Source organism: Flavobacterium sp. GP15 (assembly GCF_014281985.1).
GTDB classification, from domain to species: domain Bacteria; phylum Bacteroidota; class Bacteroidia; order Flavobacteriales; family Flavobacteriaceae; genus Flavobacterium; species Flavobacterium pygoscelis.
This window is the reverse complement of sequence record NZ_JACFTC010000005.1, coordinates 141,476-162,453: the sequence shown is the minus strand read 5'-3', so window position 1 is coordinate 162,453 and position 20,978 is coordinate 141,476. Positions and strand designations below refer to the sequence as shown.

Below are 20,978 nucleotides of genomic sequence, written 5' to 3'. Positions count from 1 at the left end.
TTTGTCGCAATGAAATTTACAGCAGAACAAATAGCAGGGATTTTAGAAGGAGAAGTTATTGGGAATCCAATGGCCGAAGTTTTTAGATTGTCAAAAATCGAAGATGGAGCAGAGGGATCACTGACTTTTTTGTCAAATCCTAAATATCTTCATTATATATACTCTACAAAAGCCTCAGTAACAATTGTTAATGATAGCTTTGTTCCAGAGGCAAATTTAGATACAACATTGATAAAAGTACCAGATGCGTATGCTGCTTTTTCTAAATTATTAGAATTTTATAATGAAGTAAAGCAAAATAAAAACGGTATAGAACAACATTCCTTTCTTTCTTCGAGTGTAATACATGGAGAAAACCTATATTTGGGCAGTTTTAGTTATGTAGGAGAAAATGTTATTATAGGTACCAACGTAAAAATATATCCCAATTGTTTTATAGGCGATAATGTTGTTATAGGCGATAATGTAAAATTATTTGCTGGCGCAAAAATTTATTCTGAAACTAATATAGGTAACAATTGTACAATTCATTCCGGAGCTATTATAGGTTCGGATGGTTTTGGTTTTGCACCAAATCCTGATGGAACTTATACCACGATTCCTCAAATAGGAAATGTAATAATAGAAGATAATGTAGATATTGGTTCTTGTACGACGATTGACAGAGCGACAATGGGATCTACTATCATTAGAAAAGGAGTAAAATTGGATAATCAAATTCAAATTGCTCATAATGTAGAAATAGGGGAGAATACTGTAATTGCTGCACAAACTGGTGTTGCAGGTTCTACTAAAATTGGAAAGAACGGAATGATTGGTGGGCAAGTTGGAATTTCAGGACATTTACACATTGGTGATAATGTTAGAATTCAGGCCCAATCTGGTGTTGGAAGAAACATAAAAGACAACGAAATTTTGCAAGGAAGCCCTGCATTTGGATACAATGATTTTAGTAAATCGTATGTTCATTTTAAGAACTTACCTAAAATTGTTGCAGAAATAAAAGAATTAAAGAAACAAATATTAAACCAAAAAAATGGAAACAATGGTTAAACAGAAGACCATCAAAACAGAAATCTCATTAACAGGAGTTGGACTGCATACCGGTAAAGAAGTAAAAATGACTTTTAAACCTGCTCCCGTGAATAATGGTTTTACTTTTGTTCGAGTAGATCTGGAAGGACATCCTATTATTGAGGCAGATGCAAATTATGTTGTAAACACTGAAAGAGGGACAAATTTAGAAAAACGTGGAGTGAAAATTCAAACTCCAGAACATGTTTTGGCAGCTTTAGTTGGTTGCGATTTAGACAATGTTATTATCGAATTGAATGCTTCAGAACTTCCTATTATGGATGGTTCTTCAAAATATTTTGTAGAAGCTATAGAAACTGCTGGAGTAGAAGAGCAAAATTCAAAAAGAAATGTATACGTAGTAAAAGAAGTTATTTCTTTTACAGATGAAGAATCTGGAAGTGAGATTTTGGTTATGCCAAGTGATCATTATTGCGTAACAGCTATGGTAGATTTTGGGACTAAAATTTTAGGTACTCAAAATGCAAACATGAAAAGCATTGCAGATTTCAAAACAGAAATTTCTCAATCAAGAACCTTTAGTTTTCTACATGAATTAGAATCTTTATTAGAAAAAGGGCTTATTAAAGGTGGGGATTTAAATAATGCCATTGTTTATGTTGACAAGGATATTTCTGCTTCAACTATGGAAAACTTGAAAGTTGCTTTTGGAAAAGAGGAATTGACAGTTAAGCCTAATGGAATTTTAGACAACCTTACTTTGCACTATCCAAATGAGGCAGCAAGACATAAATTACTAGATGTAGTTGGAGATTTAGCTCTAATTGGTACAAAAATTCAAGGTAAAGTTATTGCCAATAAGCCAGGACATTTTGTAAACACACAGTTTGCTAAAAAAATGGCTAAAATCATAAAAATCGAACAAAGAAATTATGTTCCTGTTTATGATTTAAATTTAGAACCATTGATGGACATTCATAAAATTATGGCTGTTCTTCCTCACAGACCTCCATTTTTATTAATTGATAGAATTATAGAAATGTCTGAAAGTCATGTTGTAGGTATGAAAAATGTTACGATGAATGAAAATTTCTTTGTTGGTCATTTTCCAGAGGCTCCAGTGATGCCAGGTGTTTTAATTGTTGAAGCTATGGCTCAAACAGGAGGAATTCTAGTTTTAAGTACGGTTCCAGATCCTGAAAATTATTTAACATATTTCATGAAAATTGATAATGTTAAATTCAAACAAAAAGTATTACCTGGTGATACTTTGATATTTAAGTGCGATTTGATAACACCGATTCGAAGAGGAATTTGCCACATGCAAGCAAATGCTTATGCCAATGGTAAATTAGTTGCTGAAGCAGAATTAATGGCACAAATTGCTAAAAAACAATAGATTTGGAGAAAATTACTTTTAATTTTATTAAAAATGAAAGGTAGCTTTAACCTAGTAAAAAATTAAAAAATAGCTGATGAATCAACCACTAGCCTATGTTCATCCAGGCGCAAAAATAGCCAAAAATGTAGTTATTGAGCCGTTTACAACCATTCATAATAATGTAGTTATTGGAGATGGAACTTGGATCGGATCAAATGTTACTATAATGGAAGGAGCGAGAATTGGAAAAAATTGCAATATATTCCCAGGTGCGGTTATTTCAGCAGTTCCTCAGGATTTAAAATTTGGAGGCGAGGATTCCTTAGCAATTATTGGTGATAATTGCACTATTAGAGAATGTGTAACCATCAATAGAGGAACAATTGCATCGGGTCAAACTACAATAGGTGATAATTGTCTTATAATGGCAACAGCTCATATTGCTCATGACTGTCATATTGGTCACAATGTTATAATTGTAAACGGAGTACTTTTAGGAGGACATGTAACCGTAGGGAATCACGCTATTATTGGTGGATTATCTGCAGTGCATCAGTTTATTAGCATAGGTGATCATGCCATGATTTCTGGAGGATCACTTTTAAGAAAAGATGTGCCACCTTACACTAAAGCCGCAAAAGAACCTTTGTCTTACGTAGGTATTAATTCAGTAGGATTAAGAAGACGTGGTTTTTCTTCTGAGAAAATTAGAGAAATTCAAGGTATATACAGGATTTTATATCAAAAAAATTACAATACCACTCAAGCTTTAGGAATTATCGAAGCGGAGATGGAAGCAACACCAGAAAGAGATGAAATTATTGATTTCATTAGAAATTCATCTCGAGGCGTGATGAAAGGGTATTCTGGAAATTACTAAAAAAACTCTTGACTATTAGCAATTTGGTAATAGTCGGAAAAATAAATAAAATATAAATCGCTAATAGCTAAAAGTAAAATATAAATGGCATCTACATCAGATATTAAAAACGGATTGTGCATTAAATTCAATAATGACATCTATAAAATAGTTGAATTTCTTCATGTAAAACCAGGTAAAGGACCTGCTTTTGTTAGAACAAAACTAAGAAGTTTAACTAACGGAAGAGTATTAGATAATACTTTTTCTGCTGGACATAAAATTGATGAAGTACGAGTTGAAAATCATAAATTTCAGTTTTTATATCCAGAAGGTGATGAATTTCATTTCATGAATACTGAAACTTTTGAGCAAATTACATTAAATAAAAATATTTTAGATTCTCCAGGTTTATTAAAAGAAGGAGAAAATGTAATGATTAGCATTAATACGGAAACTGATTTACCGCTTTCAGTAGATATGCCAGCTTCTGTTATACTTGAAGTTACGTATGCTGAGCCTGGAATTAAAGGAAATACAGCAACAAACGCTACTAAATCAGCAACTGTTGAAACAGGAGCGCTAGTAAATGTTCCTTTGTTTATCAATGAAGGGGATAAAATTAAAATAGACACTACTTCTGGTTCTTACATGGAACGCGTAAAAGAGTAAGTAATTTGATAATAGAAAATGTGAAAATTAGATAAATTTCACATTTTCTATTTTTTTTTTAATTTTCTAATAAAAATTATGAAATTTCCAAAAGTTTACTCTTTAGAAGAAATAGCTACTATTATCGGTTGTGAATATGTTGGTGATACCAATTTCCCTGTAACTGGAATGAACGAAATTCATGTAGTTGGCAGCGGTGATATAGTATTTGTAGATCATCCAAAATATTATGATAAGGCTTTAAATTCGGCTGCTACAATTATTTTAATTAATAAAAATGTTGACTGCCCTGAAGGGAAAGCGTTATTAATTTCAGAAGATCCGTTCAGAGATTTTAATAAATTGACAAATTATTTCAAGCCTTTTCAGTTTTCAAATGTCTCAATAGCTACTTCTGCAACTGTAGGAGAAGGAACTATTATTCAGCCAAATACGTTTGTAGGTAATCATGTAGTTATTGGTAAAAACTGTTTAATCCATTCTAATGTTTCTATTTATGACCATACTGTAATTGGTGATAATGTAATCATTCATGCAGGAACAGTTTTAGGTGCAGATGCTTTTTATTATAAAAAAAGAGCCGAAGGATTTGATCAGTTGCTTTCTGGAGGAAGAGTTGTAATTCAAGATAATGTAGGTATTGGAGCTCTTTGCACCATTGATAAAGGAGTAACAGGAGATACAACTATTGGTGAAGGAACAAAAATTGACAATCAAGTGCATGTAGGACATGATACTGTGATAGGAAAAAAATGTTTAATAGCTTCTCAAACCGGAATTGCAGGCTGTGTTATTATTGAAGATGAAGTGACAATTTGGGGACAAGTAGGAACCACTAGCGGAATTACGATAGGAGCAAAGGCTGTTATCATGGGACAAACTGGAGTAACTAAATCAGTTGAAGGTGGAAAATCTTATTTTGGTACTCCAATAGAAGAGTCAAGAGAGAAATTGAAACAGTTGGCTAATATTAAAAAAATTCCAGAAATTTTAAAAAAAATAAAGTAATATGTCTTCAAAAGAAATTGTTGAGAAATTTTACAAATCGGATGCTTTAATTGATAGTGAAGTTATAAAAGATTTTTTACATCCCGATATTATAGTCGAGTGGAACAGTAGCAAAGGTTTTATTGAGCTAAATTATGAAGCATTATTAAATTTATCTAACGATTTAAGTAAAGCTTACGTTCGATCTAAGGTTCGCATCAATCAGATTATTGCCGAAAATGATTTGGTTTCAGTGCGTTATTCTCATTTTGTAAAAACAATTGAGAACCCTAGAGAAGAAATGTTACTGGCACATTTTATTGTGATTTGGCAAATTAAAGACAATAAATTATATCGAGGGTATCAAATGAGCCAATTATCCTAATTTAGTGGTAAAAAACTGAATATGGGATACCCGTTTAGTGCTTACAATTTTATACTTTTGCATAACCATTTTAAAAACTACATAAAATAATATATCATGAGTGTTTTAGTTAATAAAGATTCCAAAATAATTGTTCAAGGTTTTACAGGAAGTGAAGGGACTTTCCATGCTTCTCAAATGATTGAGTACGGAACTAATGTTGTTGGTGGTGTAACTCCAGGAAAAGGAGGAACATCTCATTTAGACAGACCTGTTTTTAATACTGTAAAAGATGCTGTTGAACAAGCAGGAGCTGACACAACTATCATTTTCGTTCCACCAGCTTTTGCAGCTGATGCGATTATGGAAGCTGCAGATGCAGGTATTAAAGTAATTATTGCAATTACAGAAGGAATTCCTGTTGCTGACATGATAAAAGCAAACAGTTACGTTAAAGAAAGAAATGCAAGATTAATAGGTCCAAACTGTCCAGGAATTATTACTCCAGGTGAAGCTAAAGTTGGTATTATGCCAGGTTTTGTTTTCAAAAAAGGAACTATTGGTATTGTTTCTAAATCAGGAACTTTAACTTACGAAGCGGCTGACCAAGTAGTAAAACAAGGTTTAGGAATCACAACTGCTATCGGAATTGGTGGAGATCCAATCATTGGAACTACAACAAAAGAAGCAGTAGAATTATTGATGAATGACCCAGAAACAGAATGTATCGTAATGATCGGTGAAATCGGTGGACAATTAGAAGCGGATGCTGCTCATTGGATTAAAGCTGACGGAAACCGTAAACCAGTTGTAGGTTTCATCGCAGGAGTAACTGCTCCAGCAGGACGTACAATGGGACATGCAGGTGCAATTGTTGGTGGATCTGATGATACGGCTGAAGCTAAAAAACAAATTATGAGAGAATGTGGTATTCACGTAGTAGATTCTCCAGCTGAAATTGGTAAAAAAGTAAAAGAAGTTTTAGGATAATCTTTTATATTTATAAAAAAAAATTAAAAGCCTCACATTTTGTGGGGCTTTTTTATTATTGAATGGAATTAAAGAATACCTTTGCACTTTATTAAAAATAGTGTTTAATAGATTTATTTTTGATAAATAAAAAATGTAAACGAATGGTTTAGATAACTTTTCCGATTTTTGTGAGTTTTATCTAGGAAGACCATTTCAAATAAAAATATAATATATGTACAAGGAGTTAGAAAAATTCAAAGTTACCAATCAGTTTTCATTTACAGCAGAAGATAGTTTAGCAGAAGTTTGCAATGCATCTGAAGGATCTGGTGTGTTTTTGGTTTATGCAGTTGGTGAAGTAAAAGAGTTAATTATGGTTGGTTCTACTGGAACTGTTCAAAATGACGGAACTTTGAAAATTAAAAATGGTGGTTTGAATGACAAAATAGTCGAAGGACACCAATTCGCTAAAACAGGAAGAAAATATTCTTGGCCAGCACAAATGAAAAAAGAAGATATTAGCACACTTGAAGTAGTTTGGTATGAGACTTTTAATGATAATTCTAAAGTAATTCCAACATTTGTAGAAGCACAAGTTTTACAAAATTTCTTAGATGAAAATGGAAAATTGCCAAAATGGAATGTAGCTTTTTAAGTTATTTCTATACTAATACAATTGAAAGACTTTACTTCGGTAAGGTCTTTTTTTTTGTTTTAAATTCATAAATAGTATTTTTTATTTGTTTATATAAAAAAATAAGTACTATTTTTGCTCCCGTTATCACGAATCTCTTAATAGAGATAGCAACCTGCAACAACGAGCAAGGTGCTAAAACGATAAGCCAAATCCTTTGGAAAAAATGTTGTTTTTTTATTCCTGTTTTGCTTTTTTGTTTTTCGTCATAGCCCTTTAATTTAAAAAATGATTATGACTAAACAAGGTGAAAATAATGGTAATCCATTCGCATTAATTCCTTTATTTATTTTTATTGCTACTTTTTTAGGAGTTGGTATTTGGCTAGATGATTTTTATGCTTTCCCGTCTCCAATTGCTGTTTTAATTGGAATAATTGCGGCTTTCCTACTTTTTAAATCTTCTACAGAAGATAAAGTGAATACGCTAATTGCTGGTTGTGGTGAAAGTAAAATAATGACGATGTGTCTTATTTATTTACTTGCTGGTGCTTTTGCTGTAGTGAGTAAAGCTACTGGTGGAGTAGATGCTGTTGTAAATTTGGGAATAAACAATATTGATGTTGCTTATTTTCCTTTAGGTATTTTTTTGATTGCCGCATTTTTATCTACTGCAACTGGTACGTCTGTTGGGGCAATTGTTGCAATTGGTCCTATAGCAGTGAGTTTAGCGGATAAAAGTGGTGCTTCATTACCTTTGATTTCGGGTGCATTATTGGGTGGTTCTATGTTAGGAGACAATCTCTCTATGATTTCGGATACTACTATTGCGGCAACACAATCTTTAGGTTGTAAACTCAAAGACAAGTTTAAAATTAATTTATTTATTGCTTTTCCAGCTGCTATAATTACAATTGCAGTATTTTTCTATTTGGGTTTAAACTCAGAAATTGTTTCTGTTGCCATCCCTAAAACTGATTTTAATTGGATTGCTATCATACCCTATATACTCGTTATTGTATTAGCAGTTTCTGGAATTAATGTATTTTCTACCTTAATTATAGGAACATTGTTAGCGGGAATTATAGGTTATTTTGGTGGTAATTTTACGCTTATGGTTTTTACCCAAAAAATATATGAAGGTTTTACCAGTATGACAGAAATATTCTTACTTTCTATGCTTTCAGGTGGTTTAGCTGCGATGGTTGATAAAGCGGGCGGAATTGATTACGTTTTATATCAAGTTAAAAAGCGAATAAAGAGTAAGAAATCGGCGCAGACAGGAATTGGTGTTTTAGTTGGATTAACCAATTTAGCAATCGCTAATAACACCGTTTCTATTGTGATTACAGGAAGTATTGCAAAAGAAATTAATGATGAATACAATTTGAGTGCAAAGAAAACCGCGACCATACTTGATATTTTTTCTTGTGTTATTCAAGGAATATTACCTTATGGAGCTCAAGTACTTTTGATATTAAGCTTTGCAGATGGAAAGCTGAACTTTTTAGATTTGATTAGTAATGCTTGGTATCACTTGTTCTTATTTGTTTTTACATTAATAGCTATTTATGCTAATTTTTGGGATAAATGGGTGAATCGAATTATTAAAATTTAAAAGCTAGTATTTTTATTAATGTATATGGTTTTGTATTTTTTTTAAAAAAGTAAATATTCTATATTTGACAGATATAAGATAGCCCTGATAGAAGTGGAAATCCTTTTATTTTTTGTTTAAAAAAATAAAAGATTGTAGCGGATAGCAGGAATAGCTTAAAATAAAAATTAAAATAAGTTTTGAATATGAAATTACTAGAAGGAAAAGTAGCTATAATTACAGGCGCAAGTCGTGGAATAGGTAAAGGAATTGCAGAAGTTTTTGCAAAACACGGAGCAAATATTGCTTTTACTTACAGTTCATCTGTAGAATCAGCTATGGCATTAGAAAATGAATTGAATGCACTTGGAATTAAAGCGAAAGGGTATCAATCTAACGCAGCTGATTTTAATGAAGCGCAAACGCTTGTTGATGCGGTTAATGCTGAGTTTGGAACAGTAGATATTTTGATTAACAACGCCGGAATTACCAAAGATAATTTGTTAATGCGTATGTCTGAACAAGATTTTGACCAAGTAATGGATGTAAACTTGAAATCAGTTTTCAACATGACAAAAGCAATTCAGAAAACTTTTCTTAAAAAACGTGCGGGATCTATCATTAATATGAGTTCTGTAGTTGGAGTAAAAGGAAATGCCGGACAAACAAATTATGCTGCTTCTAAAGCGGGAGTTATTGGTTTTTCTAAATCGGTAGCGTTAGAATTAGGATCGCGCAACATTCGTTGTAATGTAATTGCACCAGGTTTTATTGAAACTGAAATGACTGCAAAATTAAACGAAGATGTAGTAAAAGGTTGGAGAGATGGAATTCCGTTAAAACGTGGCGGAACAACTGAAGATGTAGCTAATGCTTGTCTGTTCTTCGCTTCAGACATGAGCGGTTACGTAACGGGTCAAGTTATGAACGTTTGTGGAGGAATGCTTACTTAATAAAAAGTGATTCATTTTTAGTTTTTTGTAATCAAAACTGAAAACGAATTTCTATATACTATAAAATATGACAACAACTGCAATACTATTATTACTGGTTTCTTTATTAATAGCTAGCGGTTTATCCTATTTTCAATATATCTACAAAGCCAAAAACAAATCTAAAGTCAATTTGTTTTTGGCTTTTTTACGTTTTTTAACCATTTTTTCTATTTTTTTATTGCTTATTAATCCAATAATAACCAAAAATAGATTAGATATTGTAAAAACACCTTTACCTGTCGTGATTGATAATTCTAGTTCCATTTCATTTTTGAATGTGAATAAAGAAGTTGAACAATTATATAAAAAAATCATTTCGAATAAGGATATTCAAGAAAAATTTGAGGTTCAATCCTATCAGTTTTCAGAAGATTTTGAGCCATCAGATAAATTTACTTTTAAAGGAACGCAGACAAACATTGATGTTGTTGCCAAAAACCTTAAAAGCATTTATAAAAACACCAATTATCCGACGATTTTAATCAGTGATGGAAATCAAACTTCAGGTAATGATTATGTGTATAGTTTTGGTACTGAAAATAAAGTGTACCCAATAATTGTAGGTGATACAACGACATTTTTAGATATTAAAATCAATCAATTAAATGTTAATAAATATGCCTTTCATAAAAATAAATTTCCTGTTGAAGCATTTTTAAGTTATTCAGGAACAAAAAACATTACTGCTGATTTTGTAATTTCACAAGGAAACTTAATACTCAGTAAGCAGCGAATTTCATTTACAACTTATAAAAAAACGGCTACTGTTAGTGTTCTTTTACCGGCTGACAAAATAGGAATTCAAGTTTTTAAAGCTACTATTACATCTTTAGAAAAAGAAAAAAATACGTATAATAACACCAAAAATTTTGCGGTTGAAGTTATTGACCAAAAAACGAATATCGCAATTGTTTCAGCAATTAGTCATCCAGATTTAGGAGCATTAAAAAGAGCAATCGAAACTAATGCACAACGTAAAGTAACAATACTTAAACCTAACGATATTAAATCATTACAAGATTATAATGTTTTAATTTTATACCAACCCAATACAGAATTTAAAGCCTTATTTGAGAATAACAAAGTAGCTGGAATAAATACCTTTATTATTACTGGAAATAGTACGGATTTTAATTTTCTGAATCAGCAACAAAACAATCTAAACTTTAAAATGAGTGGCCAAAAAGAGGATTATTTATCGGTCTTTAACCCACAGTTTAATTTATTTGCAATTGATAATATTGGATTTGAAAATTTACCTCCTTTGCAAAATGCTTTTGGATCCGTTACCGTAAACGGATCATTATCTGTTCTTCTTTCGTCTAAAATTAGAACTATTGATACGAATAGTCCTTTATTAGCTTTTGCTGAAAACCAGAGCAAGAGAAGCGCTTATCTTCTTGGCGAAAACAGCTGGAAATGGCGTTTGCAATCCCACATCAACAATCAATCATTCGAAAAATATGATGTTTTTATTGATAAAATAATACAGTTTTTAGCAACAAGTACGGGCAAAAAATCATTAGTTGTTGAACATGAGCGATTTTATAATTTTGGCGAAGCTATTGAAATTACAGCTCAGTATTTTAATAAAAATTATGAGTTTGACGAAAAAGCTCGATTGACCATTGCGGTTACTAATACAAAAACCAAACAAACCAAAAGCTTTGATTTACTAAAAAGTAATAATTATTACAAAGTGAATCTTGACGGTCTTAAAGCGGGTAACTATAGTTTTAATGTAAAAGAATTGAATTCTAATAGTACTTATTCTAGTAATTTTGAAATTCTTGATTTTGATATCGAAAAGCAATTTGTAAATCCCGATATTGAAAAAATGTCGCAACTAGCGCTACAAACCCAAGCAAATGAATACTATCCAGATCAAGTAGATACTTTAATAAAAGTGCTTTTAGAGAATAAAGAATATAAAGCCATCCAAAAAAATAATAGTACAAAAACGCAATTGATTGACTGGGTTTGGCTGTTAATTTTCATATTGATTCTATTGATCACAGAATGGTTTACTCGTAAATATAATGGTTTACTTTGATAAAACTAAAGTAGTAGATTATGGATTTTAGACTAAAAGTTTTTTATATCGTTGCGAGTCGTTTGAGTTTTACAAAAGCGGCAACCGAATTATTTATAACTCAACCTGCAGTTTCTAAACACATACAGGAATTAGAAGAACAATATAAAATTAAACTTTTTGAAAGAAATGGTTCTAAAATTTCATTAACAAGTGCTGGCGAAGTATTGCTAAACCACACCAAGAATATTTTTGAAATTTATCGAGAAATAGATTTTGATATGAGTTCGCTTATTAATGAACGTAATGGATTATTGCGAATAGGAGCAAGTACTACAATTTCACAATATATTATACCGCCACTTTTAGCCCGTTTCCATCAAAAAATGGAAAATATTAAAGTCAATTTACGCAATGGAAATACGGAACAAATAGAAAGCGCTTTATTAAAAAAAGAAATTGAAATAGGCATTGTTGAAGGACAATCTAAAAATAAGTCTATAAAATATACGCAGTTTTTAAAAGACGAATTAGTCTTAGTTTGCAAAAGTTCTCATTCTCTTATAAAAAAAGACGAATTGATTCAAGAAGATCTTAAGAAAATGAATTTTCTAATTCGGGAGCAAGGTTCTGGAACACTTGAAGTTATTGAATATGCTTTGAAAACCATACAACTTAAATTTTCTGATTTGAATGTTGAAATGCAATTGGGAAGTACTGAAAGTATAAAGTCCTATTTATTGAACTCTGATTGTGTTGCTTTTTTATCCATTCACGCTATTGAAAAAGAGTTAAAAAATAACGAACTGACCATTTTAGATGTAAAAAATCTAAGTATAGAACGCTATTTTTATATCATTACTCTTCAAGGAAAAAATGATTCTCTTTCTGATTTATTTATAAAAATAATTTCCAGTTACTATAACCTGGAGTTATACTAGATTGTTATTTGTGATTATTGAATGTTGTTTAAACTTCTGACCTTTGTAGCGTAATAATTAAAAAACTTCATTGTGAAAAATCATAATATAATACCTAAAAAAGATACTACTGCTTTTCTAAAAGTTAGCCCAATTTTTCAAAAAATAATTTTCGGACTATTAACTCTTTTATGTCTTTCCGGTTTTATTTCTCCACCCGTTGCTCTATTGATGGGATTAGTTGTAGCCAATCTTTCAGGACATCCTTTTTTAGAATTAAATCATAAAGCGACCAGTATTTTATTGCAAGTTTCAGTTGTAGGACTTGGTTTCGGAATGAATGTTAATAGTGCTTTATCGGCTGGTAAAGAAGGATTTATTTTTACAGTTGCATCAATATTTTGTACTTTAATTTTAGGTTTCTTTATCGGAAAATGGTTGAATATCGAAAAGAAAACCTCTCACCTAATTTCTTGTGGAACTGCTATTTGTGGTGGAAGTGCCATTGCTGCGATTGCTCCCGTAATTAAGTCGGATGAGAAACAAACTTCCGTTGCATTAGGAGTAATTTTTATACTGAATTCAATTGCTTTGTTTTTATTTCCAGCAATTGGACATTGGTTAGATCTTAGCCAACAAGAGTTTGGTTTGTGGTGTGCCATAGCCATTCACGACACTAGTTCAGTTGTAGGAGCGGCAAATAAATACGGAGCAGAAGCCTTGCAAATTGCAACTACGGTAAAATTAGCTAGAGCATTATGGATTATTCCTGTTGCTTTATTAACATCGGTTTTATTCAAAAATAAATCGAGTAAAATAAAAATCCCGTATTTTATTGGACTGTTTATTGTTGCAATGCTATTGAATACTTATGTACCGCAAACAGCTCTTGTAGCACCTTATTTAGTAAATATTGCTAAAATTGGATTAACAATAACTTTGTTTTTAATTGGAGCAGGTCTTAACTTTAGTGTTCTAAAATCGGTTGGTGTAAAACCATTAATTCAGGGTGTTTTGTTGTGGATTTTTATTGCAACTGCTGCTTTAGTTTCAATTATGTATTTCAGTTAATTTTATGTCGCAATGTTTTACGTTTAATAACATGAAACTGCATTCTGATATAATCATATAAAAGAGCTATCAAAAGGAATACAACAGCTATGAGAAGTGTTTTTAATTGCAATACATTATATAAAAAACCACCAGAAACGCATCCAATAAAAAAACAAATAATTATAGATAATCTAAGAAAAATACTTGTTTTTAGTTTTTTATTTTCTTCTGGCTTTTTATAAAAAAATAATTGAGATAATTCTATTCCAAGATCAGTAAAAAGTCCTGTAAGGTGAGTAGTTCTAACGGTAGATTGCGAAATTTTTGTAACCATAGCATTTTGAATTCCCATAGCAAATAGCATCAAAAAGGCTATCCATTTTCCTTCATTATTTGATAATTGAGATTGCGATCCAAAAAATGCGATACTTAATAAAATGATCATTTCGAGAGAAATTGGAATTACATGTGACAAATGAGAATTTTTCTTAGCGATTAATTCAGATAAAAAGTTAGAAGTAAAGGCTCCAAATAAAAAAAATAAAGTGAGTACCAAAAATGTAAATGCAGCATTATAATCCTGCTTCATTATTTCTTCTGCAAAGTAGGCAAAATGACCAGTAACATTGGTAGTTAAAGTGTGTATTGATAAAACCCCGGTAATATTTACAAGACCAGCGACAAAGGATAATAATACGGCTAAACGAAGATTATGAATAAAAGTTCTGTTTTTTCCTTGATGTCGAAACATATTTGTGGTTTTCCTTTAGTATTAACAGAATCTTAAATGGCAATTTTATAAAATAACAATTTAAAGAAATACATTTGTAATTCTAAAAACTAAATTTAATGAAAAATTTTAAAATTAAGCCTACGCTTATCACTTTATCTACTCTTGTAGTTGCTTTTTTAGTAATTTCATGGGGAGTTATCGGTCACGAACGAATTAATAGAGCCGCAGTTTTAGCGCTTCCTGCTCCATTGCAGACTTTTTTCTATAATCATATCGATTATATCACTCAAGAATCTACTGTTCCAGATTTGAGAAGAAATGTTTTAAATGATAAAATGGAACCTTCTCGTCATTATTTTGATATGGAAAATTTTGGTGATGTTGCTACTTTTCCAAAGACCATGGAAGAAGCTAAGAAGAAATATGATGATAAATTTTTAGACAAAAATGGTATATTACCTTGGCATATTCAAGATATGATGACCAAATTAACTAAGGCTTTCAAAGATAAAAGAAAGAACGAAATTTTGTTTATTGCTGCTGATTTGGGTCATTATATTGCAGATGCACACATGCCTTTGCACACTTCTGACAATCATGACGGACAAAATACAAATCAAAAAGGAATACACTCTTTGTGGGAAAGTCGTTTACCAGAATTATTTGTAAAAGATTATAAATTAAATGTTCCACAAGGAAAATATCTTGAAAACGTAGATGTTGCAATTTGGGAATTAATGGCCGATACACATAGTTTGGTTGAGCCTCTTTTAGCAGCCGATAAAAAACTAAGAACAGCTACTCCCGAAAATAAAATGTATGTTACGGATTCCGATGGAGCAGTTGTAAAAAACAAATACGGAGGTATGTTGTATTCGGATGAATATGCAGGGAGATTTCATCAAGAATTAAACGGAATGGTAGAAAATCAAATGAAAAAAGCAATTACAGTAACTGCTAGTTTTTGGTACACTGCTTGGGTAAATGCTGGAAAACCAGATTTGAGTAAACTAGACACAAAAGAGCTTACTAAACGCAATCATAAATTCTTGAAAAAAGATTTAAAAACTTTCGAACAAGGTAAACTTTTTGGTTTAGTCTACGATAAAGAATAAAATAAGCATATTACATAAAAAAAACGGCTGAGAATCAAATCTCAGCCGTTTTTTTTGCTTAAAAATTTTCTGGAACTGATCTTGTTTTTTGCTAAAAAACTCTAAAAGAAAGCATTATTCCGTGCCGTTTAATTGAGTACAAGTATATATTTATCTACTAATTTATTGGTGTGAATTTGTCCAATTTGTGTTTATGTTTTTAGAAATTCAAACCAATAATAATATAAAGTTATATCAGATTGAATATAAAACAAAACGGGTGACAATATTATCTCACCCGTTTTTTATGCTAATTAATTTTTTGATATTTCTTATTTTTTAAAATATCCGAAGCAGTTTGATAATAGGAAATGGTTTCATTTACTAAATCTGTTCTTTCTGTTTTCATTGGTACCTGATCATAGAAAATCTGGAACTCTGGCGCTACTTTTTGATTTGGTTTTAAAGTCAATTGAAACTGTTTGACTGTTTGTTTTGGCGAAATAATTGTCAGAACATTATCTTTAATTAATCCCAGATCTTGATAGGTAGCAATCAACGCTCTTGGCTTATAATCTGATTTTAAAACATCTTGTCCGTAAAACTTACTTTGATAATTAAAATTTAATAATCCTAAAACCGTTGGCATTATATCAATTTGTGACATTATATTATTGTAATGTTGAGGCTCTACAAAGCCAGGACTATAAATCATCGCTGGAATTCTATATTTGTCAGCAGGAAGTTCTGTTTTACCTGCACTAGAGGCACAGTGATCCGCAACAATAACAAATACCGTATTGTTGAACCATGGTTGTTTCTTGGCCATTTCAAAGAATTTCTTCATCGCATAATCCGTATATTTTACACCTCCATCACGCGATTTTGCATCTCCAGGAATATCAATTTTCCCATTAGGATACGTAAACGGTCTGTGATTACTTACGGTCATGATATGATTAAAAAAGGGTTTTCCAGATTTTGCTTCTTTGTCCATAATTTTAATGGCTTTGTTGTACATGTCTTCGTCGCAAACTCCCCAAATATTGGCAAAGGTAATCTCGCTAGGTGCAAATGTTTTTTTATCTACAATATCGTATCCATTTCCTCCAAAAAAGTCTTCCATATTGTCAAAAAAGGCATCACCACCATACATATATTTCACATCATAGCCTTTTTCTTTAAAAATTGCTCCAGTGGAGAATTTATCTTTATTGTCTTTTCTTTTTACTACACTTTCACCAGCAGTTGGAGGAAAACATAAAGTAACGGCTTCTAGACCACGAACAGTTCTATTTCCTACCGCATAAAGGTTAGAAAAAACTAAACTTTTTGTTGCCAAACTATCTAAGAAAGGAGTTATATTTTGTTCATTACCATACATTTTCATAAATTCAGCACTATAACTTTCAATAGTTATTAGCACTACATTTTTGCGATTTTCAGCTGCTTCACCTTTTATTTCTCTTAAAGTGGTCTCGCCGGAAATTGCTGGTAATTGTTGTTTTAATTCGGCATAAGCTTCACTATTTGGAACTGTTTTATAAAATTTAAAATAATCCAATTCGCTGTTCATGAAAGCCAAATAGAATTTGTAAATTCCGTTAGCTTGTAATTCATTTGCAAAAATATTCTGTGCATTTTCTCTACTCGCTAATGCCGGAATGGCAAACAAAGACAAGGCAAAAAGCACCATATAAATTCCGGATATTTTTAATTTTTCTATAAAAGTTGGAATACTTTCGATATATACTTTTGATTTTTTTACAATAAAATAAGTAACTAAACCTGCAATGATAAACAATCCTGAAAATATTGGAATTACAGGATACGATTCCATAATATTACCAATAACTTCGTTGGTATAAATCAAGTAGTTTACCGCTATAAAATTGTATTTGACACCAAATTCATTCCAAAAGAAATACTCGCTAATTGCATTTTGTAGAATTAAAACCACATAAAGGAAAATTACAAAAGAGAACAACCAAAAACGTATTTGATTTCTGTATTTTGGTAAAAAAAGAAGTAATCCAAATAGGAAGGTTTTTAAACCTACAAAGATTAGCCCAATTTTTGGTAAAGCGCCACCATACTCATTTAGTACTGATTTTCCAGAAAGAATATAAAGGAATAATGCTATAAATAATCCGAAAATAATATATCCATACGGTTTGTAATATTTACTATTGGATATAAAAATAAGATAGAGCCACAAAAAGCCACTAATTAATACAAAAATGAAAAAATCGGATAAAAAACCAAATAGAAAAACTGAAAACGTATCAATAAACGTAAAGCTGGTTTGAGTTATAGGATGAAAAAAAAGAATTATTCTTGAAATAAAGCTAACTACAACATAAAAGAGTAGCAAATAATAAAACGGAGAAACTTTTTTAGATAAATTCATATAATTGTATTTTGGGCAAAAGTATAACTAATTTTTAAACATATTTTTTTAGGACTCAATTTATCTATTAATAAAAATTAATATTCGCTTAAGATAGAATTGGATTGACTTTAACTTAGAATAAAATGAATAATTTTATTCCATACTAAAAAACAAATGCGATGAAAAAAATAATAATTTTATTGTTACTTTTCACAGGAACAATAGAATACTCTCAAAATTGGAATTCTAGTTTTGTTGAAGCTCAGAAAAAAGCAGTGACTGAAAATAGAAATATTTTGCTTGTTTTCTCTGGCTCTGATTGGTGTGCACCTTGCATAAAATTAGACAAAACCATTTGGAAATCAGAAGAATTTAAAAAGGAAGCAACTGAAAACTGGATCTTGTACAAAGCTGATTTCCCAAAGAAAAAAGCTAATTTATTGTCATTAGAATTAACTGCTGAGAATAAAAAAATAGCAGAACGATATAACAAAGAAGGAAATTTCCCGCTTGTTTTACTTTTAGATCCTTCCGGAAAAGTATTGGGAATTACGGGCTATAAAAATGTTACACCTCAAGAGTATATTCAAATCCTTCACTCTTTCGAAAAAAAATGAAAAATATAGTTTTCTTCGGTTTATTCTTGTTCTCCTTATCGGCTTTTTCGCAAATAGCCCATAAGCGAAAATTATGGATGTTAGGAAGCCCATTTGAGGTTACTGCTGTTGCAAAAGATACTCTTGCTGCTAACCTATATATTGATATGGCTGTGGCCGAAACAAAACGAATAGAAAATTTAATTTCAGATTGGATTCCGACAACGCCAATTTCAGAAGTAAACAGAAATGCTGGAATAAAACCAGTCAAAGTAAATTCTGAAGTTTTTGATTTGGTAGCAAGAGCTCTTAAAATTTCAGAAATTACAGATGGTGCTTTTGATATATCCTACGCATCAATGGATAAAATATGGAAGTTTGACGGAACCATGAAAAACATGCCAACTAAAGAAGCCATAAAAAAGTCTGTTGAAAAAATTGGATACAGAAATGTAATTCTAGATAAAAAAGAGCAAACGATCTTCCTTAAAATAGCTGGAATGAAATTAGGTTTAGGCGGAATAGGTCAGGGATATATCGCTGATAAAGTCAAAGACTTATTATTTTCTAAGGGGTGTACTTCTGGAATTATAAATGTTTCTGGAGATATTAATGCTTGGGGAAAACAACCCGATGGTAAATTATGGACCATTGGAATTGTAAATCCTTTAAATAAAAATAAAATTTTTGCTACTTTTCCTTTACAGGACAGCGCCGTAGAAACTTCGGGTAGTTATGAAAAGTATGTCATTTTTGATGGCATTCGGTATTCACATATTATAGATCCTAGAACTGGTTATCCTGCAAAAGGAGTGGTTAGCGTTTCTGTTTTTGCTAAGCAAACCGAAATTGCTGATGCTTTGGCTACAGGCATATTTGTAATGGGTGTAGATGTAGGTCTGGATTTAGTAAATCAAATTAAAGGGATAGAATGTATTATTGTTGATGATCAGGGCAAAATTCATGCTTCGAAAGGAATTGATGTTCAAAAATATAATTAAATAAAATTATTTAAAATGATAAAGAAAATAACCTTTGGAGTTTTTGCACTTTTTCTTTTACAAGCTTGCAGCACTGTAAAAGAGTACGAAAAAGAAAAAATAAATGATCCTGATATGAAACTCACTGCCCGAACGGCAGAACGATATGAAACTTCTTTTCAGGTTTATCGAGAAGGAGCGGCTGGTGCCAACGGAGGAAAATCAGGCGGTGGTTGCGGTTGCAACTAAATTTTAACCATTAATTCGGATTATTAATTTCAATTCTTTAGAATATGAAAATAAAAATAGTAGCTCTTTTTATCCTATTGTCGGGAACAGTTTTTTCGCAAGAAAAAACCACTTCGACTACTTTTAAAAAGAGAGTTTTAGAAAGTACTGAAGTAGATTTTTTAGCTAGTTATTACAATCAAGACGGATCAAGATCAGCTGTATCTGGCGGATTAGGATCTGAAAAATTGACCGATATTGCTTCTAATATAGTTATCGCAATGCCCTTAAATGATGATGATATTTTAACGATTGATTTGGGATTGTCTGCTTATACATCGGCTTCCTCAAGTAATATAAATCCTTATGATTCGGGAGCTAAACCTACACCTTGGCAAGCTTCATCGGGAGCATCAAAAAGTGACCAATTAGTATCTGCGGTTGCCAGTTACAGCCATAGTAATGATTCACGAAATTTTATCTGGAATGCAGACGCATCATTTTCAAATGAATATGATTATACTTCGGTGGGTTTTGGAGGTGGAATTGCAAGACTTTTTAATGAAAAAAATACCGAATTAAGCTTAAAAGTTAATGCCTATTTAGACCAATGGAGACCAATCTATCCAAAAGAGTTAGAAGAATATTCAAAATACGGTTCTAACTTTACCAATCAAGGTTATCTAGGCGGAATAACTGTTTTAGACCAAAACGGACAAGCAACTAATGGTTATTCTCCATCAGCATTCAAAACGATAAGTGCTGTCAGTAGAAATTCGTTTTCTGCTTCTTTTGGATTTTCTCAAGTTGTGACCAAGAAATTACAATTTTCAGTATTCTTTGATGTTTTACAGCAACAGGGATTATTATCAACACCGTATCATCGTATGTACTTTGCGGATAAAGCCAATTTTTATATAGGACAAGCACAATCTATTAGTAATTATGAAAATGCAAGCAATACTGGAGTATATAAATTAGCTGATGACATCGAAAGATTACCAGATTCTCGTTTTAAACTTCCCATTGGTGCTCGATTGAATTATTACATCAATGAACGCTTTATTGTAAGAACCTATTACCGTTTTTATTCTGACAATTGGAACATTCAATCGCATACAGCTAGTATTGAACTTCCTGTAAAATTGTCTGATAAATTTACAATTTTCCCAATGTATCGTTATTACAAACAAACCGCATCAAAATATTATGCTCCGTACGAAACCCATTTATCTACCGAAACTTTTTATACATCAGATGCTGATTTAGCAGCTTTTTTTGCGAATCAATATGGTTTTGGGGTTAATTATACTGATATTTTTACTGCTGCAAAATTATGGCGATTTGGTCTAAAGAATATTGATTTTAGGTTTAACCATTATCAACGAAGTGATAAACTAAATGCTAATATTGCTACAGTTGCTTTCAAGTTTATAATGCAATAAAGCTTAGATT

20 protein-coding genes and 1 riboswitch are annotated in these 20,978 nt (G+C 31.4%); of the genes, 18 read left to right on the top strand and 2 right to left on the bottom strand.

The window, feature by feature from the left end; translation table 11 throughout:
* The first annotated feature begins 9 nt into the window (after positions 1-9).
* From lpxD to H2650_RS11760, 13 genes are all read left to right on the top strand, one after another.
* Entirely contained in the window at positions 10-1,053 is a 1,044-nt protein-coding gene (lpxD, locus tag H2650_RS11820; protein ID WP_188051018.1) for a UDP-3-O-(3-hydroxymyristoyl)glucosamine N-acyltransferase, read from the top strand.
* Positions 1,046-2,434: a bifunctional UDP-3-O-[3-hydroxymyristoyl] N-acetylglucosamine deacetylase/3-hydroxyacyl-ACP dehydratase gene (locus H2650_RS11815; protein WP_188051080.1), complete on the top strand. Its 1,389-nt coding sequence runs from the start codon at positions 1,046-1,048 to the stop codon at positions 2,432-2,434. Before lpxD ends, H2650_RS11815 begins: the two co-directional genes overlap by 8 nt.
* Before the next feature lie 76 nt (positions 2,435-2,510).
* Positions 2,511-3,296, top strand: coding sequence for an acyl-ACP--UDP-N-acetylglucosamine O-acyltransferase (lpxA, locus tag H2650_RS11810; protein ID WP_188051017.1), 786 nt, complete (start codon positions 2,511-2,513; stop codon positions 3,294-3,296).
* An 84-nt stretch (positions 3,297-3,380) separates the two neighbouring features.
* Positions 3,381-3,947 (top strand): elongation factor P, encoded by a 567-nt coding sequence (gene efp / locus H2650_RS11805; protein ID WP_188051016.1) that lies wholly within the window; start codon positions 3,381-3,383, stop codon positions 3,945-3,947.
* Between the two features lie 78 nt (positions 3,948-4,025).
* On the top strand, positions 4,026-4,955 hold the full coding sequence (locus H2650_RS11800) for a UDP-3-O-(3-hydroxymyristoyl)glucosamine N-acyltransferase (RefSeq protein WP_188051015.1): 930 nt from the start codon (positions 4,026-4,028) through the stop codon (positions 4,953-4,955).
* A gap of 1 nt (position 4,956) precedes the next feature.
* The gene (locus H2650_RS11795; RefSeq protein ID WP_188051014.1) at positions 4,957-5,319 is read left to right on the top strand and encodes a nuclear transport factor 2 family protein; all 363 of its coding nucleotides are present in this window, start codon (positions 4,957-4,959) and stop codon (positions 5,317-5,319) included.
* A gap of 96 nt (positions 5,320-5,415) precedes the next feature.
* A complete protein-coding gene (gene sucD, locus H2650_RS11790) occupies positions 5,416-6,288 on the top strand; it encodes a succinate--CoA ligase subunit alpha (protein ID WP_188051013.1) in 873 nt (290 codons plus the stop codon).
* Between the two features lie 214 nt (positions 6,289-6,502).
* Positions 6,503-6,925: a hypothetical protein gene (locus H2650_RS11785; RefSeq protein ID WP_188051012.1), complete on the top strand. Its 423-nt coding sequence runs from the start codon at positions 6,503-6,505 to the stop codon at positions 6,923-6,925.
* Between the two features lie 118 nt (positions 6,926-7,043).
* Positions 7,044-7,141: riboswitch (SAM-I-IV-variant riboswitch) on the top strand.
* A gap of 57 nt (positions 7,142-7,198) precedes the next feature.
* Complete coding sequence (locus H2650_RS11780) at positions 7,199-8,521, top strand: Na+/H+ antiporter NhaC family protein (protein WP_188051011.1); 1,323 nt, start codon at positions 7,199-7,201, stop codon at positions 8,519-8,521.
* Between the two features lie 185 nt (positions 8,522-8,706).
* Positions 8,707-9,453 carry a 3-oxoacyl-[acyl-carrier-protein] reductase gene (gene fabG / locus H2650_RS11775; RefSeq protein ID WP_188051010.1) on the top strand — a complete coding sequence of 249 codons (747 nt, stop codon included), beginning with the start codon at positions 8,707-8,709 and terminating at the stop codon, positions 9,451-9,453.
* 67 nt (positions 9,454-9,520) lie between these two features.
* Positions 9,521-11,548 carry a hypothetical protein gene (locus H2650_RS11770; RefSeq protein ID WP_188051009.1) on the top strand — a complete coding sequence of 676 codons (2,028 nt, stop codon included), beginning with the start codon at positions 9,521-9,523 and terminating at the stop codon, positions 11,546-11,548.
* Positions 11,549-11,568: 20 nt separating this feature from the next.
* On the top strand, positions 11,569-12,468 hold the full coding sequence (locus H2650_RS11765) for a LysR family transcriptional regulator (protein WP_188051008.1): 900 nt from the start codon (positions 11,569-11,571) through the stop codon (positions 12,466-12,468).
* 132 nt (positions 12,469-12,600) lie between these two features.
* A complete protein-coding gene (locus H2650_RS11760; protein WP_248428917.1) occupies positions 12,601-13,518 on the top strand; it encodes a putative sulfate exporter family transporter in 918 nt (305 codons plus the stop codon).
* Here H2650_RS11760 and H2650_RS11755 read toward each other — a convergent pair.
* Entirely contained in the window at positions 13,511-14,251 is a 741-nt protein-coding gene (locus H2650_RS11755) for a YoaK family protein (RefSeq protein ID WP_188051007.1), read from the bottom strand. The genes H2650_RS11760 and H2650_RS11755 overlap by 8 nt on opposite strands.
* Positions 14,252-14,349: 98 nt before the next feature.
* Between H2650_RS11755 and H2650_RS11750 the strand changes: the two genes are divergently transcribed.
* Complete coding sequence (locus H2650_RS11750; protein ID WP_188051006.1) at positions 14,350-15,348, top strand: zinc dependent phospholipase C family protein; 999 nt, start codon at positions 14,350-14,352, stop codon at positions 15,346-15,348.
* Between the two features lie 289 nt (positions 15,349-15,637).
* Here H2650_RS11750 and H2650_RS11745 read toward each other — a convergent pair whose 3' ends face one another.
* Entirely contained in the window at positions 15,638-17,737 is a 2,100-nt protein-coding gene (locus H2650_RS11745; protein WP_188051005.1) for an LTA synthase family protein, read from the bottom strand.
* A 161-nt stretch (positions 17,738-17,898) separates the two neighbouring features.
* Here H2650_RS11745 and H2650_RS11740 point away from each other — a divergent pair, with 161 nt between their 5' ends.
* Genes H2650_RS11740 through H2650_RS11725 form a run of 4 tightly spaced genes read left to right on the top strand, consistent with a single transcriptional unit; the run spans position 17,899 to position 20,968 of the window.
* Positions 17,899-18,336: a thioredoxin family protein gene (locus H2650_RS11740; RefSeq protein WP_188051004.1), complete on the top strand. Its 438-nt coding sequence runs from the start codon at positions 17,899-17,901 to the stop codon at positions 18,334-18,336.
* Complete coding sequence (locus H2650_RS11735; RefSeq protein ID WP_188051003.1) at positions 18,333-19,316, top strand: FAD:protein FMN transferase; 984 nt, start codon at positions 18,333-18,335, stop codon at positions 19,314-19,316. The genes H2650_RS11740 and H2650_RS11735 overlap by 4 nt, the downstream gene beginning before the upstream one ends.
* 15 nt (positions 19,317-19,331) lie before the next feature.
* Entirely contained in the window at positions 19,332-19,544 is a 213-nt protein-coding gene (locus H2650_RS11730) for a DUF4266 domain-containing protein (RefSeq protein WP_188051002.1), read from the top strand.
* Between the two features lie 44 nt (positions 19,545-19,588).
* A complete protein-coding gene (locus H2650_RS11725; protein ID WP_188051001.1) occupies positions 19,589-20,968 on the top strand; it encodes a DUF3570 domain-containing protein in 1,380 nt (459 codons plus the stop codon).
* The last annotated feature ends 10 nt before the right edge of the window (positions 20,969-20,978 follow it).